General features: G+C 70.5%; 12 protein-coding genes. 2 read left to right on the forward strand and 10 right to left on the reverse strand.

Features of this window, described 5'->3' with window-relative positions:
• Positions 1 to 4: 4 nt before the first annotated feature.
• The 10 genes from paaK to ACO073_RS18180 all read right to left on the reverse strand — a co-directional run bounded on the left by paaK (position 5) and on the right by ACO073_RS18180 (position 11,163).
• Positions 5 to 1,294, reverse strand: a complete 1,290-nt coding sequence (paaK, locus tag ACO073_RS18135) for a phenylacetate--CoA ligase PaaK (protein WP_421999082.1) — start codon at positions 1,292 to 1,294, stop codon at positions 5 to 7.
• A gap of 2 nt (positions 1,295 to 1,296) precedes the next feature.
• A complete protein-coding gene (locus tag ACO073_RS18140; RefSeq protein ID WP_421999083.1) occupies positions 1,297 to 3,888 on the reverse strand; it encodes a DUF2339 domain-containing protein in 2,592 nt (863 codons plus the stop codon).
• 41 nt (positions 3,889 to 3,929) lie between these two features.
• Positions 3,930 to 5,165: an amidohydrolase family protein gene (locus ACO073_RS18145; protein ID WP_421999084.1), complete on the reverse strand. Its 1,236-nt coding sequence runs from the start codon at positions 5,163 to 5,165 to the stop codon at positions 3,930 to 3,932.
• A gap of 124 nt (positions 5,166 to 5,289) precedes the next feature.
• A complete protein-coding gene (locus tag ACO073_RS18150) occupies positions 5,290 to 5,799 on the reverse strand; it encodes a tetratricopeptide repeat protein (protein ID WP_421999085.1) in 510 nt (169 codons plus the stop codon).
• An 88-nt stretch (positions 5,800 to 5,887) separates the two neighbouring features.
• Positions 5,888 to 7,213: a glycolate oxidase subunit GlcF gene (gene glcF / locus ACO073_RS18155; protein ID WP_421999086.1), complete on the reverse strand. Its 1,326-nt coding sequence runs from the start codon at positions 7,211 to 7,213 to the stop codon at positions 5,888 to 5,890.
• Positions 7,214 to 7,215: 2 nt separating this feature from the next.
• Positions 7,216 to 8,385 (reverse strand): glycolate oxidase subunit GlcE, encoded by a 1,170-nt coding sequence (glcE, locus tag ACO073_RS18160; protein WP_421999087.1) that lies wholly within the window; start codon positions 8,383 to 8,385, stop codon positions 7,216 to 7,218.
• A 3-nt stretch (positions 8,386 to 8,388) separates the two neighbouring features.
• Positions 8,389 to 9,876: an FAD-linked oxidase C-terminal domain-containing protein gene (locus ACO073_RS18165; RefSeq protein ID WP_421999088.1), complete on the reverse strand. Its 1,488-nt coding sequence runs from the start codon at positions 9,874 to 9,876 to the stop codon at positions 8,389 to 8,391.
• A 146-nt stretch (positions 9,877 to 10,022) separates the two neighbouring features.
• Complete coding sequence (gene ykgO / locus ACO073_RS18170; RefSeq protein ID WP_395714906.1) at positions 10,023 to 10,148, reverse strand: type B 50S ribosomal protein L36; 126 nt, start codon at positions 10,146 to 10,148, stop codon at positions 10,023 to 10,025.
• 195 nt (positions 10,149 to 10,343) lie between these two features.
• Positions 10,344 to 10,832, reverse strand: a complete 489-nt coding sequence (locus ACO073_RS18175) for an SRPBCC family protein (RefSeq protein ID WP_421999089.1) — start codon at positions 10,830 to 10,832, stop codon at positions 10,344 to 10,346.
• On the reverse strand, positions 10,810 to 11,163 hold the full coding sequence (locus ACO073_RS18180) for an ArsR/SmtB family transcription factor (RefSeq protein ID WP_421999090.1): 354 nt from the start codon (positions 11,161 to 11,163) through the stop codon (positions 10,810 to 10,812). The genes ACO073_RS18175 and ACO073_RS18180 overlap by 23 nt, the downstream gene beginning before the upstream one ends.
• Positions 11,164 to 11,287: 124 nt before the next feature.
• Here ACO073_RS18180 and ACO073_RS18185 point away from each other — a divergent pair, with 124 nt between their 5' ends.
• Both ACO073_RS18185 and ACO073_RS18190 read left to right on the forward strand, forming a co-directional pair.
• Positions 11,288 to 13,084, forward strand: a complete 1,797-nt coding sequence (locus ACO073_RS18185) for a hydantoinase B/oxoprolinase family protein (protein ID WP_421999091.1) — start codon at positions 11,288 to 11,290, stop codon at positions 13,082 to 13,084.
• A gap of 4 nt (positions 13,085 to 13,088) precedes the next feature.
• On the forward strand, positions 13,089 to 15,179 hold the full coding sequence (locus ACO073_RS18190) for a hydantoinase/oxoprolinase family protein (protein WP_421999092.1): 2,091 nt from the start codon (positions 13,089 to 13,091) through the stop codon (positions 15,177 to 15,179).
• Positions 15,180 to 15,185: the final 6 nt, after the last annotated feature.

A 15,185-nucleotide genomic window follows, 5' to 3' on the forward strand; every position in this document is an offset into this window, starting at 1 on the left:
CGCGTCACTCCCGCGGCCGGCGGTCGACCACCCGCCGCGCCTTGCCCAGCGACCGTTCGATGCCGCCGGGCGCGGCGATCTCGACCTCGGCCGACAGTCCGCACATGCCCTTGAGCCGGCGCAGCAGTTCGTCGGCCGTCCGTCCCGCCGCATCGCCGTCCAGCACGGTCCTCGCCTCCACCCGCACGAGGATCTCGTCGAGCGCGCCGGTCCGGCTCAGCTCGATGACATAGTGCCCGGTCAGCACCGGGTCGCGCAGGATCTGTTCCTCGACCTGACTCGGGAAGAGGTTCACGCCGCGCACGATCAGCATGTCGTCGCTGCGGCCCGTGATCTTGGCCATGCGCCGCATCGACGTGACCGAGCCCGGCAGCAGCCGCGTCAGGTCGCGGGTCCGGTAGCGGATCACCGGCATCGCTTCCTTGGTGAGCGAGGTGAACACCAGTTCGCCCGGCTCGCCTTCCGCCACCGGCGCACCGGTCTCGGGATCGACGATCTCCGGATAGAAATGGTCCTCCCAGATCGTCGGGCCGTCCTTGGCCTCGACGAACTCGCAGGCCACGCCCGGCCCCATGACCTCGCTCAGCCCGTAGATGTCGACCGCGTCGATGCCGGTCCGCCGCTCGATCTCGGCGCGCATGCCCTCGGTCCAGGGCTCGGCCCCGAAGATGCCGACGCGCATCGCGGTGTCGCGCGGATCGATGCCCTGTCGCTCGAACTCGTCGGCGACGGCCAGCATGTAGGAAGGCGTCATGAGCACCACCCTGGCGCCGAACTCCGCGATCAGCTGGACCTGCCGCTCGCCGAAGCCGCCCGACATCGGCACCACCGTGCAGCCCAGTCGCTCGGCGCCGTAGTGCGCGCCCAAGCCGCCGGTGAACAGGCCGTAGCCGTAGGCATTGTGGATGATGTCGCCCGGACGCGCGCCGCCGGCGTGCAGCGAGCGCGCCATCAGGTCGGCCCAAAGGTCGATGTCGCGCGCCGAATAGCCCACCACCGTCGGCCGCCCGGTCGTTCCGCTCGAGGCATGGACGCGCACGCAGCGCTCGCGCGGGACCGCCAGCATGCCGAACGGATAGGCGTCGCGCAGGTCGGCCTTGACGGTGAAGGGAAAGCGATGCAGGTCCTCCAGGCGCACGAGATCGTCGGGTTGGACCGATGCGGCCCGGCACTTGGCCCGGTAGGGCGCCTGGTTCTCGTAGGCGTGGCGCAGCACCGCGCGCAACCGCTCGAGCTGCAAGGCGCGAAGCGCATCGAGCGACAGCCCGGTCTCGGGAAACAACGGCTCCGTCATGGTCACCTGAATCCGAATCGGCGATAGGCATAGCCCAGGCCGACCAGCGCGGCGCCCAGGCCCAGGAGGGAGAATACCCGCAACAGGCCCTGCAGGCCCGCCATGTCCACCAGGAACACCTTGGCCACCACGACGCAGACCAGCGCCATGCCGGCGTGCCGCAGCGCCACGGTCTGGCGCAGGAAGCCCAGCGCCAGCAGGACCACGCCGAACAGCAGCCAGATCGCCGAATAGGCGTAGAGCTCGACACCGCTGGCGGCGAAGCCCGGCCGCTCGAAGCCGGGATCGAACAGGTGGCGGACCTCGAACGAGACGTAGGCGAAGGCGAGGATCGAGGCCACGCCCTCGGTCACCGCCGCCGCCGACCAGCCCGTTTCGACATCGATCCAGCGTCGCGCCAGGCCCGCCATCGCGGCCGGCACCGCATAGGCCAGCAGCAGCCCGTTGAGGACAGGCCACCGCCCCACGCCGGCCTCGTCGAACACCGGGTTCAGCAGCATGACCTGGCCGATCACCGCGAGGACCGCCGCCAGCGCGCCGCTGCCGCGCCAGGCCCAGAGGGCCACCGGATCGCGATGGCGGCGTGCCCACCAGAGTGCTGCCAGCGCAAAGGCGCCCCAGGCCAGCACGTACGCCGCGCGCTCCATGAAGCCGGTCTGCGGCGCGGTCATGTCGACGGGCTGGAAGAGGCTGCGCGTTTCCAGGGTGATCAGCGCGAAGCCCAGCAGCGCCACCGACGCCTCGGTCGCGGCCGTCAGCCAGCGGTCGCCGGTTCGGCGCACGACGCGCAGGCCGACCGCCAGCGAGGCGATCGCGAGCCCGTAGCCCCACAGGATCCAGTTGATCACCGGCGTCACGCCCAGCGGATAGGACAGCAGCTCGGGATTGAACACGAAGCGCACGACCACGACGGCCAGCAGCGGCCAGCACAGCCGGTACAGCGCCCGCAGGCCGAGCCGGTCGGCGATCAGGGCGATGGCGGCGAACTCGACGGCGTAGGCGACCGTGATCCATTCGCGGCGCAGTTCCAGCGCGATGGCGGCGGCGACGAAGAAGACGACGCCGGCCGCCAGCACGCCCACCGCCTCGGCCGCGCCCGGCATGGACTCGCGCCAGCGCATCAGCCGTTCCACGCCGACGAGGAACGGCAGTGCCAGCGCGATGCTGATCAAGCCCCACGGCGTGCCCGGCGCCCCGTCGCGCAGCATCCACCAGATCAGCAGGAAATGGCCCAGTGCCGCGCCGACGCTGAGGGCTGCCCACGCGCCGGGTCGCGCGGCATTCCACATCAGGGCAAACGCGGCGACGGCGTAGAAGCCGCCGAGCAGGCCGGCCGTCCAGCCGAACGAATCGGCCGGTCCCCACAGCGCGAGGGCTGCGAGCGACAGCAGCGGCGCCAGCCCCGCGACGTTCTGGAAACGCGGCGTCCATCGCCCGAGGACGAACAGTCCGGCACCATGGGCGGCGAGCGCCAGCCAGCCGGCAGCCTGCCGCCCCTCGTCCTGCAGGATGAGGGCGACGATCAGCAGGCCGGTGACCCCGAGGGCCGTCCAGACCAATGCCGCGACCTCGAGCGGCGGCCGGTCGCCCTCGCCCAGCCGGCGCCACGTCGCCCACACGAACAGGCCGGCCAGTCCCACCAGGAAGGCGCCCACCCAGGCGAGACCGCCGGCGAGCGACGACATCCAGAGCAGCGTCCAGGCGGCAGATCCGGCCAGTACGCCCCAGCCCAGCGGCCACCAGCCGCGCAGGCGGATCACGGCCAGGGTTCCGGCGGCGATCGCCAGCAGATATCCGAACAGGACGGGCGTGTTGGGCGTCGTCGCCCCGACGATCGCGGGGCTCACGAAGCCGCCGACGAAGGCCAGCACGGCCACGAAGAAACCGTGGCGCAACGACAGGCCGATGGCGAATGCCGTCAGGGCCGCGGCGCCGCCGCCGGCCGCCACCTTGGAGATCATGTCGTAGAGCGAGCTTGCGGCGAACAGCGCGCCGTAGAGCGCCGCGACGCCCGCCGCCGCGAGCGCCTGCGCGACGCGCCGGTCGCCCCGCGCCACCCGCTCTGCGACGCCGATCAGGGCGAACCCGAACAGCGTCGCCAGGATCACCCGCACTTCGGGCGACAGGTAGCCTTCCTCGATCGAGTAGCGCACGAGGAAGACGGCGGCGAGCGCCAGGGTCACCGCGCCCACCCAGACGGAGGCGCGGGCGCCCAGCCTCTGTTCCCAGCCGACCGCCACCGGCTCGACAAGCGGCGGCGGCGCGAAGGGGGGCAGGTCCATGGGCGGAGACTCGGCAGGCAACGCCCCGCCGACCGAAGTCTCTTCAGCCGATTGCCCGTCGGCTGGCGGCACGGCGATCGCCGCGACCTCGGCGGCCGGCGCCGCGAGCGCCGGCGGCGCGGCCGCCTCCGGCGCCGCGAAGGGCGGCGGCAGCGACGCTTCGGCCAGCCGCCGCTTCACCATCGCCAGATCGGCGGCCATCCGCTCGTTCTCGCGGCGAAGGCGCGCGGTACGCGCCAGCGCGACGATGGCGAGCAGCGGCGTGCCGAGCGCCCAGGCGATGGCGACCAGGATCAGGAAGAGGTCTTCCATCGGCCGGGACCGAGGGGCGCGCGGCCTGGCCGGTGCCGCCCCTACTCGGCGGCGACCCGCGTGGCCGTCGACACGAACTCGGCGCGGCGATCCTTGGCCACGGTGCCGCGCTTGACCACCAGCCGATGGTTCTCCTTGCGGGCGGCGCGCTTGATGTCGGCCAGGACGTCGCCGTCGCACAGGACGAAGTCGGCGCTGTTGCCTTCCTTGATGCGGCCCTGGTCGGCGAGCCGCATCAGGTCGGCGGCGCTCGCCGTCGAGAAGAACAGCGAATCGCGGGCCGAGACGCCGATCTCGCACATGTATTCGAGCTCGCGCGCATTCTCGCCGTGGCGGTTGTGCGGCGTGCCGGCGTCGGTGCCCATCGCGATGCGGCCGCCGGCCTTGTAGTACATCTTGATCGAGGCGATGTGGCGGTCGAACACCCGGCGCGCCTTCTCGATCACATAGTCGGGGATCGAGCGGTCGCCGTCGTCGTAGCCCTTGAGGATGTTCTTCACCGCGGCGAGCGTCGGCACCAGCCATACGCCGCGCTCCTTCATCTCGGTCACGCACTCCTCGGTCATGAAGATGCCGTGCTCGATGGAATCGATGCCGCCGCGCACGGCGTTCAGGATGCCGAGCGCGCCCTGGGCGTGGCTGGCGCAGCACTTGTGGAAGCGGTGCGCCTCGGTGATCCCGGCCTTCATCTCGTCGGCCGAGTAGTGCGCGTCCTCGGGATTGACGCCCGGCGTCATCACGCCCCCGGTCGCCATGATCTTGATCAGGTCCGAGCCGGCATGGACCTGCTCGCGCACCGCCTTCACCACCTCGTCGAGTCCGTCGGCGACGCGGCCTGTGCGGTTGCCGTGGCCGCCGGTCATGCAGATCATGCGGCCCGCGCAGCGCATCGTCGGACCGAGGAAGCGGCCGGCATTGAAGGCGTCGCGCAGCGCGAACTCGATATAGTCCTTGCCGCCGCAGTCGCGCACCGCGGTGATGCCGCCCTCGAGGGTAGCGCGCATGAACTCCATGCCGCGGACCGTGATCTGGGCCGGGGTCATGCGATCCTGCACCGCGCCCGGATTGCCCTCGGCGCCGCTCAGCGAATGGACATGGCAGTCGATCAGGCCCGGGATCAGCGTACCGCCCGAGGTGTCCACCTTTTCACCGGCGAAGCCCGCGAACTCGGCGGCAGGTGCGACGCGCTTGACCCTGCCCTCTTCTTCCAGGACTGCCTGCCCATCGTGAACCTTCTCGCCATCGAACAGACGACCGCCGACATACAACGTGGCCATGACCAACCCTTGGTGTTTCGAAAATCTGGCGGACTCTGCCCGCCCGCCCCCGCGGCCGCAAGGCATACGGCATCCTGAGCGCGTTCCGGGGCCGCGACCCGACGCGCGGCCCGCGGCAGCCGGGTCAGCGACCGGCCGTGCGCTGCTCGCAGCCCAGCGGATCGGCCGGAGTGTCCCCGCCCAGCGCCTTGAGACGCGCGATCTCGTCCTCGATTCCGGCGATGTGCGGATTGTACTTGCGCGCCAGCTCGAAGGCCGCGACCGCCCGCGAATACTCGCCGAGCTCGGCCCGGATCATGCCGAGGCCGGAATAGGCACCGAAATGGCGCGGCTCCCGCTTCACCGTCTCGCAGATGTCCGACAGCGAGGCCTTGAAGTTGCCGAGCAGCCAATAGGCTGTCGCCCGCTTGTTCCAGGCCTCCGACAGGTCCGGCGCGATCTCGATCAGCCGCGTGAAGGTCTCGACCGAGCCCTTGAAGTCGCGCTGCTGCATCTCCTCGATGCCCTGCAGCATCATCTGCCGCTGCGCGCCCTCGGGGACCATGACCCACTGCTCCCAGATGGCGGCCTCCAGCGACTGGATGGCCACCGGATCGGTCGCGCTCTGAAGCTTGGCAAACAAGGTGTCGAGCATGGTGTCGCTCCCGCCGCTCTGCGCCCCCGCGCCTGCCCCGAGCATCAGCCCGACGAGGGCCAGGAGGCAAGCGCGGAGAAGGTTCATCTCAATGCCCGCCCAGCGCGCGCGGCTGCGGCCCGCCGGTCGCCCAGTCCAGCAGTTCGACCGTGTGCACTACAGGAATGCCCGTCCCCGCGGCGATGTTGCCGACGCAGCCGAAGTTTCCCGCCGCGACGATGTCGGGCCGCACGCTCTCGATGTTCGCCACCTTGCGGTCGCGCAGGCGCCGCGAGAGCTCGGGCTGCAGGACCTGATAGGTTCCGGCCCAACCGCAGCAGAGATGCCCTTCCGGCACGTCCTTCACGGCGAAGCCGGCGTCGCGCAGGAGCGTCTTGGGCGGTTCGACGATCTTCTGGCCGTGCTGCATGGAACACGCCGCATGATAGGCGACGGTGAGCGGGCGCGGCGTCACGTTCGCGAGACCGACCTCCAGCATGACCTCGCTGACGTCGCGGGCCAGGCGCGCCACCTGCTCCGCCTTCTCCCGCCACTGCGGGTCGTCGGCGAACATGGCGCCATAGTCCTTTACGGTCGTGCCGCAGCCCGAGGCGTTGATGACGATGGCGTCGAGGCCCGCGCCGTCGATCTCGTGAATCCAGGCCGCGATGTTGCGCCGGGCCAGGCCCAGCGCCTCCTCGTTACGGCCGACATGCAACACCGAGGAGCCGCAGCAGCCCGAGCCCGCGACGTTCACGACCTCGATGTCATGGCGGGTGAGCAGCCGCACCGTCGCCTCGTTCACTTCCGGCGCCAGAACCTGCTGGCCGCAGCCGGGCATCAGCGCCACCCGCTTGCGGCGCAGTCCCACCGCCGGGAAGGTCTGCGGACGATCGACCGGCGAGGGCCCGGCCAGGCGATCCGGCACGGCCTCGAGCATGGCGCGGACCCGCCGCAGGAAGGTCGCGCCGCCGGGATCGGCGCTGGCCGCCGGCAGCAGCGGCGCCAGCGGCCGCGCCAGCCGCCCCAGCACCATGGCCCAGCGGAACGGCGTCGGCCGCGGCATCAGCCAGGCCAGCAGGCGGCGCAGCAACCGGTCCGGCCACGGCCGCACGTAACGTTCCTCGATATGATGCCGCCCGTGATCGACCAGGTGCATGTAGTGCACGCCCGACGGACAGGTCGTCATGCAGCTCAGACAGGACAGGCAGCGGTCGACGTGGCGCACTTCCGACTCGGTCGGCGCGCGGTCGCCCTCCAGCATGGCCTTCATGAAGTAGATGCGGCCGCGCGGGCTGTCGCGCTCGTCGCCCAGCAGCACGAAGGTCGGGCAGGTCGCCGTGCAGAAGCCGCAATGCACGCACTTGCGCAGGATGTGCTCGCTGCGCGCCGTCTCGGGATCGCTGAGCTGGGCCAGGGTGAAGTTGGTCTGCATGGTCAGCCCATCCGGCCGGGATTGAACAGGCCCCGGGGATCGAAGCTTTCCTTCACGCGGCCGGCGAGTGCGGCCAGGGCCGGGGGCTGCGGCTGGAAGACCGGCACGGCGGCGCGAACGGCCGCGTCGGCGCGGATCAGCGTCGCGTGGCCGCCGGCCGGGCCGATGGCGCCGCGGACGATCGCGTGGTCGCCGTCAACGCTTGGCGGTAGTGCCAGCCACACCAGGCCGCCCGACCAGTCGTAGAACGCCTTCGCAGCCGAACGCTGTGCCCGGATGCGCCCGACGATGGCGGGACCTTCGGTCGGCGGGCAGGAGATCTTCCAGACGATGTCGGCGGGCGCCGGCACGAGCGGCGCCGCGTCGCGCACCTCGCGCCAGAAGGCGCGACTCTCCAGCGTGCCGAGTTCCTCGAGCGCGGCACCCGTCCCGGCGAGCAGCCCGCGCAGCCCCTGGAGCCGGGCCTCGACCGACGGCGCCACGCCTTCGAGGCGCAGCGCGGTGCGGTCCCCGACATGCGCCGCGCCCGACACGTCGTGCGGGCTGCCCATGGCGGCGCACATCGCCGTCACCGCGGCTTCGTCGGAGAGCCCATGCAGCAGCAGCGTCCGGGTCTGGTCCGGCGCGGGAAGGACCTTGACCGAGACCTCATCGAGCACGGCCAGCGTGCCCCACGAGCCGGCCAGCAGCTTGGACAGGTCGTAGCCGGTCACGTTCTTCATGACCTTGCCGCCCGACTTGAACGCCTCGGCGCGGCCGTTGACGCCGCTGAAGCCCAGCAGATGGTCGCGCGCGGCGCCGGCCGAGAGGCGGCGCGGCCCCGCGAAGTTGCCCATGACGGCGCCGACCAGCGTGCCCTGCCCCGCCTCGCGGCCCAGCAGCGGCCCGAGATCGGGCGGCTCGAAGGCCAGCATCTGGTTGCGCTGGGCGAGCAGCGCCTCGACCTCGCTGAGCGGCGTGCCGGCGCGCAGCGTCACCACCAGCTCCTCGGGCGCATAGTCGACGATGCCGGAGAGGTCCGACAGGTCGAGCACCTGGTCGCACTCCATCGGCCTGCCCAGCGCGAGCTTGCTGCCTTCGCCGCGCACGTCCAGCGTCGCGCCCTCGGCCAGTGCCCATTCCACCGCCTGCCGCAGCTCCGCGGACGAGCGCGGCTTGATCGTGCCGGCCATGTCCTAGAACCGCGGGATGTCGGGAAACGGAATCTTGTTCTGGGTCACGACCAGCCGCCCGAGCTCGGCGCAGCGCCTCAGCTTCGGAAAGACCTTGCCGGGATTGAGCAGGTGGTCGGGATCGAAGGCGCACTTCACCCGCATCTGCTGGTCGAGGTCGATCTCGGTGAATTGCTCGCCCATCAGGTCGCGCTTCTCGATGCCGACCCCGTGCTCGCCAGTGAGGACGCCGCCCACCCGCACGCAGAGCCTGAGGATGTCTGCGCCGAATTCCTCGGCGCGGCTCAACTCGCCCGGATCGTTGGCGTCGAACAGGATCAGCGGATGCAGGTTGCCGTCGCCGGCATGGAAGACGTTGACCACGCGCAGCCCGTGGGCCTTCGACAGTGCGCGCATCTCGGCCAGCACCTCGACCAGCCGGCCGCGCGGCACCGAGCCGTCGAGGCACATGTAGTCGGGCGAGATCTGGCCGACCGCCGGGAAGGCGGCCTTGCGGCCGGCCCAGAAGAGCACGCGTTCCTGCTCGTCGCGGCTCACGCGGCAGGTCGTGGCACCGCGCTCGCGGGCGATCGCCTCGACGCGTCCGACCAGATGGTCGACCTCGACCGCCGGCCCGTCCAGCTCGACGATCAGCAGGCCCTCGGCATCGAGCGGATAGCCGGCGCCGACATAGGCCTCGGCGCACTGGACGGCATCCTTGTCCATCATCTCCATGCCGCCCGGGATGATGCCGGCGGCGATGACGGCGGCGACGCAGTCGGCGGCGCCGGCCTCGGTCGGGAAACCCAGCAGCACCGCCCGCGCCGTCGAGGGCTTGCGCAACAGGCGCACCGTCACCTCGGTGACGACACCCAGCAGCCCCTCGGAGCCGGTCATCAGCCCCATCAGGTCGTAGCCACCGGCGTCGAGATGCTTGCCGCCCAGGCGCACCACCTCGCCGGTCATCAGCACCATCTCGATGCCCAGCAGATTGTTGGTGGTCAGCCCGTACTTAAGGCAGTGCACGCCACCCGAGTTCTCCGCGACGTTGCCGCCGATCGAGCAGGCGATCTGCGAGCTTGGGTCGGGCGCATAGTAGAAGCCTTCGTGCTCGACCGCCTTGCTGATGCCGAGGTTGGTGACGCCGGGCTGCACGCGGGCGCAGCGGTTGGCGTAGTCGATCTCTAGCACGCGGTTGAACTTGCCGAGGCCCAGAAGGATGGCGTCGCCCACCGGCATGGAGCCGCCCGACAGCGAGGTGCCGGCGCCGCGCGGCACGACCTTGACCTGGTTGTCCTGGCAGTAGCGGAGGATGGCCGAGACCTGCGCCACCGTCTCGGGCAGCACCACGACCAGCGGCATCTGACGGTAGGCCGAGAGCGCATCGCATTCGTAGGGGCGCATGCCGCCCTCGTCGTCGATCACGCCCTCGCCTGGCACGATGGCGCGCAGGGCCGCGACGATCTCCGACCGGCGGGCCAGGATGGCGGGATCGAGCGGCGGCATCTCCATGCGCCGATCCTAGAGCACATTAGGGTCGGCTGGAATCGGCCCAACCGGATGCGCCCGTTGAAACGGGCATCTCCGATTCGCCAAATGAAAAAGCGGCGGAAGCCGGAGGCCTCCGCCGCTCTCGAACGGCAAAAGACGCGCGGGCGCTATCCCTGGCGAGCCTTGAAGCGCGGGTTGGTCTTGTTGATCACGTAGACGCGGCCCTTGCGGCGGACGATGCGGCTGTCCTTGTGGCGCGCCTTCACGGACTTGAGGGAATGACGGATCTTCATGGTTCTTCTCGACAAAAAGCCCCGGCCGAGCCGGGGGAATTCCGAAAGCGGCCGGAAAATAGGGACTGGGAACCCTCCCGTCAACCCTCGGAAGGGCGGATTCGGGGCCAAATCCGCCAATGATCCTAAGCACTTGGCAGCCTTGCCTGGCTGCGGGCCGGCCGTCACCGGCGAAACCGCCCTGCCGCGGCCCCGTCAGGCGGCCTGCTTCTTCATCTCCGCCGCCAGGTCGGCGAGCTGGTCGAGGCCCGAGCCGAGGCCTTCCGCCATGCCGGCGCCGACATGGGTCGCCCTCTGGGCGATCGAGGCGAACAGCGTCCGGATGGTGAGCAGCGTCCGGCCATTCTTCTCGTCGAACGTGACCGTCATGACCATCTTTTCCGCGCCGGGCAGCTCGAACCCGTTGCTAAAGACGATCCGCCGATCGGGCACGATCTCGAGATAGGCGCCGCCGAACGGCGTCTGCTGCTGGCCGCCCGGGCCGGTCATGGCGGCGCGCCACTGACCGCCGACGCGGAAGTCCATCTCGCACATCGTCACCGGATAGCCGACCGGACCGAACCACCGCTTGAGATGCTCGGGCCGGCTCCACGCCTCGAACAGCAGCCGGGCCGGCGCGTCGAAGCTGCGCGTGACGATCAGTTCCCGATCGGCTTCGGGCTCACTTGCTGCGGCGCCTGCCATGGCGTCCCTCCCTGCGCTTGAGTTCCTTCACGTAGTCGTCGAGCCGGTCGAGGCTCTCGGCCCAGAACCGGCGATAGTCGCCCAGCCACTCGGCGGCGCCTTCGAGCGGCGCCGCGTTCAGCCGCACCGGGCGGAACTGCGCCTCGCGGCCGCGCGACACCAGCCCCGCACGCTCCAGCACCTTGAGATGCTTGGAGATGGTGGGCTGGCTGAGCGACGACGGCTCGACGAGCTCGTTCACCGTCGCCTCGCCCGCCGCCAGCCGCGCCAGGATCGCGCGACGCGTGGGATCGGCGAGGGCGGCGAAGACGCGGTCGAGTTGTCCGTCCATATATTTCCCAATAGCTATATTCTCACATAGCTATCTACAGGATGCCGTATCGTCAAGCGGCTTTGACAGCTCCGTTGGCGGCATGACTATTGCGTCGACCGGCGCCAGTTGAGGGAGAGCCACGTTGGCGGAAGCATACGATCCGATCGAGCTGGAGCTGTTCAAGAACGCGATCTTCTCGATCGCCGACGAGATGGCGCTGACCGTGTTCCGCACGACCTACTCGGGCGTGCTCAAGGACAACATGGACTACTCGACGGGGTTCGCCGACGCCGACGGCAAGCTCGCGGCCCAGGGCCTCACCCTGCCCGGCCATCTCGGGTCGGTGCCGACTGCCCTCGATTCGATCATGCGCCACTTCAAGGACGACATGGCGCCGGGCGACGTCTTCATCATGAACGACCCGTTCGACGGCGGCATGCACCTGCCGGACATCTTCGTGTTCAAGCCACTGTTCCACGAGGGACGGCGTCTCGCCTTCGCCTGCACCGTCTGCCACCACATCGACGTCGGCGGCCGCGTCGCCGGCTCCAACGCTTCAGACTCCACGGAGATCTACGCCGAGGGGCTGCGCATCGCGCCGATGAAGCTCTACGAGGCGGGCAAACTCAACAAGACGATCATGACGTTCCTGGAGAAGAACGTCCGCCTGCCGGTCCAGCTGTTCGGCGACCTGCGCGCCCAGCTCGCCGCCTGCCACATCGGCGAGACCCAGTTCGCCGAGATCGTCGCGCGCTACGGGCCGGACAGGACGCGGGCCTACCTCAAGGAGGTCATCGACTACGCCGAGCGGCTCACTCGGGCGGCGCTCGAGAAGCTCCCCGACGGCGAGTGGAGCTTCGAGGACTGGATCGACGACGACGGCGTCGACTACGGCAAGCCGATCCGCCTGTTCGTCACCATCCGCAAGAAGGGCGGCCACATGGTGGTCGACTGGACGGGCACCAACCCGCAGGTCAAGGGCGCGCTGAACAACACGCTGTCCTTCACCAAGGCGGCCTCCTACACCGGCGTGCGCTCTGTCCTGCCGCCGGGCATTCCCAACAACGAAGGCGTCTTCCGCGCCATCGAGGTCGTCTGCCCGCCCGGCACGGTCGGCAACGGCGTGCTGCCGGCGGCCTGCGCGGCCCGCGGCCTCACCGGCTTCCGCATGGTCGACTGCATGTTCGGCGCGCTCGCCATGATGCTGCCGGACAAGGTCAAGGCGGCGGGCGACGGCGGCAATACCGGCATCTCGATCGGCGGCTACGATGCCGGGCGCAATCCCTTCGTCTATGTCGACTTCACCTGCGGCGCCTGGGGCGCGCGGCCGTGGGCCGACGGGCTCGACGGCAATTCGCACATGTTCGCCAACATGGCCTCGCACTCGATCGAGGTGACCGAGGCCGAGCAGCCGATGCAGCTCCTGGCCTACGAGTTCGTGGCCGACCGCGCCGGCGCCGGCAAGTATCGCGGCGGCGTTCCGTTCCGGCGCGACTACCGCTTCCTCGAGGACGAGGGGATGCTGCAGGTCCGCTCGGACCGTCGCGACCATCGGCCGTTCGGCCTCTACGGCGGCGGGCCCGGCGCCCCGTCGGAGAACTGGCTCAATCCCGACGGCGAGAACCGCCTGCTGCCGTCCAAGCTCACCATGACCATCCACAAGGGCGACGTGTTCCGCCATGTGCTGGCCGGTGCCGGCGGCTGGGGCGATCCGCTGGAGCGAGACCCGGCGGCGGTGCTGCGCGACGTGCGCAACGAACTGCTCTCCCCGGCCAAGGCGCTGGCCGACTACGGCGTCGTTGTCGACACCTCGACGTGGACGGTCGATGCCGAGGCCACGGCGCGGCGGCGCGGCGAGATGAGGAGCGCCCGCGGCTGGAAAGAGGTGCCCAAGGTCCAGTGGCAGGATCCCGAGCCTCTGCGGCGCGCCGCGGAGTAACCCCATGACCGTCTCCTTTCGCGCCGGTGTCGATATCGGCGGCACCTTCACGGATATCGTGCTGCTCGGCTCCGACGGCACCATCCACACCAAGAAGATCTCGTCGAGCGTCGGCAACTACGCCCAGGCGATCGTCGACGGGCTGGGCGAGGTGTTCACCGAGACCGGCCTGTCGGGCGCGGCGATCGACGAGATCCGCCACGGCACGACCGTCGCCTCCAACGCCATCCTCGAGCACAAGGGCGCCCGCGTCGGGCTGATCACCACCAAGGGCTTCCGCGACGTGCTGGAGATCCGCACGCTGCGCATGCCCAAGCTCTACGACATCGGCTGGACCAAGCCGCCGCCGCTGGTCGAGCGCTACCTGCGCCAGGTGGTCGACGAGCGCGTCGATCACCGGGGCCACATCGAGCGCGGCCTCGACCGCGCCGACGCCGAGCGCGCCGTCGATGCGCTGCTGGCGGAGAAGGTCGAGGCCATCGCCATCTGCCTGCTGAACTCCTTCACCAACCCGGCGCACGAGGCGCTGCTGAAGGAGGTGGTGGCCGCCAAGGCTCCTCAACTGCCGCTCAGCGTCTCGGTCGAGGTCCTGCCCGAGATCAAGGAGTACGAGCGCACCTCGACGACGGTGATCAACGCCTACGTCATGCCGATCGTCGCGACCTACCTCCGGGCCCTGCGCAAGGGGCTGGACGATGGCGGCATCGCGGCCCAGCTCCTGCTGATGCAGTCCAATGGCGGCCTCACGACCGACGCCGCCGCGGCCGAGAGGCCGATGAACATCATCGAATCAGGCCCTGCGGGCGGCGTGGTCGGCGCCCAGGCGCTCGCCCGCGCCAAGGGACTCGACAAGATCATCACCTTCGACATGGGCGGCACGACCGCCAAGGCCTCGATGGTCGAGCACGGCGAGGTCGCGCGCGCCCAGGAGTATGCGGTCGGCGCCGGCATCATGATCGGCTCGCGCCTGCTCACCGGCGCCGGCTACACGCTGAAGGTGCCGGCGATCGATCTCGCCGAGGTCGGCGCCGGCGGCGGCTCGCACGTCTGGATCGACGCCGGCGGGGCGCTGCAGGCCGGTCCCGAGAGCGCCGGCGCCTTCCCCGGCCCGGTCTGCTACGACAAGGGCGGCGAGGAGCCGACCATCACCGACGCCAACGTGCTGCTGGGCTATATCAACCCCGACCACCTGGTCGGCGGCGCCCTCAAGCTGAACGCCGCCAAGGCCCGCGCCGTCTTCGAGGACAAGGTGGCGAAGCCGCTCGGCATGTCGGTCGAGAGGGCGGCCTACGGCGCCCACCTGATCGTCGCCTCCAACATGATCCGCGCCATCAAGGCGGTCTCGACCGAGCGCGGCCGCGACCCGCGCGACTTCTCCCTCTTCGCCTTCGGCGGCAACGGCCCCCTGTTCGCGGCCGGCATGGCCGCCTCGCTCGGCATCGGCCGCGTGGTCGTGCCGCCCTCGGCCGGCCTCTTCTCCTCGTTCGGCCTGCTCTACGCCGACGTCGAGCACCACTATGCCCGGACCTTCCGGCGCCTGCTGCGCCAGGCCGACCTCGGCGAGATCGACGCCGCCTGGGCGGCGCTCGCGGGCCAGGCGACGGCGCAGCTTGCAGCCGAGGGCTTCACCGGCGCGAGCGCCCGCCTGCGCCGCTCGGCGGCGCTGCACTACAAGGGCCAGAGCTACGAGCTGGTCGTTCCGGTCCCCGACGGGCCGATCGACGCCGCGATGGTGAAGCATCTCGAGACGGCCTTCGCCGACGAGCACGAGCGCACCTACGGCCACCGCGCCGGCCCCGACGAGCCGGTCGAGCTGGTCTCGATCCAGCTCGTCGGATCGGGCCTGCGCGACGGCGGCGCGGTGCCGGCCCAGGCCAGGCCGAGCCGGCAGGCGCCGCCGGCGCAGCCCGCCCGCCGGGCCTGGTTCGGCGACGCCCACGGCTGGATGGAGACCCCGGTGGTCGGCCGGGCCGACCTCGACGGCGGCCGCGACGGGCCGCTGATCGTCGAGGAGTACGATTCGACCTGCGTCGTGCCGCCGGGTTGCCGCGCCGAACGCGACGCCGCCGGCAACATCGTGATCACGATCGCCTGAAGCAGC

It is taken from the genome of Reyranella sp., from assembly GCF_965229815.1.
Classification (GTDB): Bacteria; Pseudomonadota; Alphaproteobacteria; order Reyranellales; family Reyranellaceae; genus Reyranella.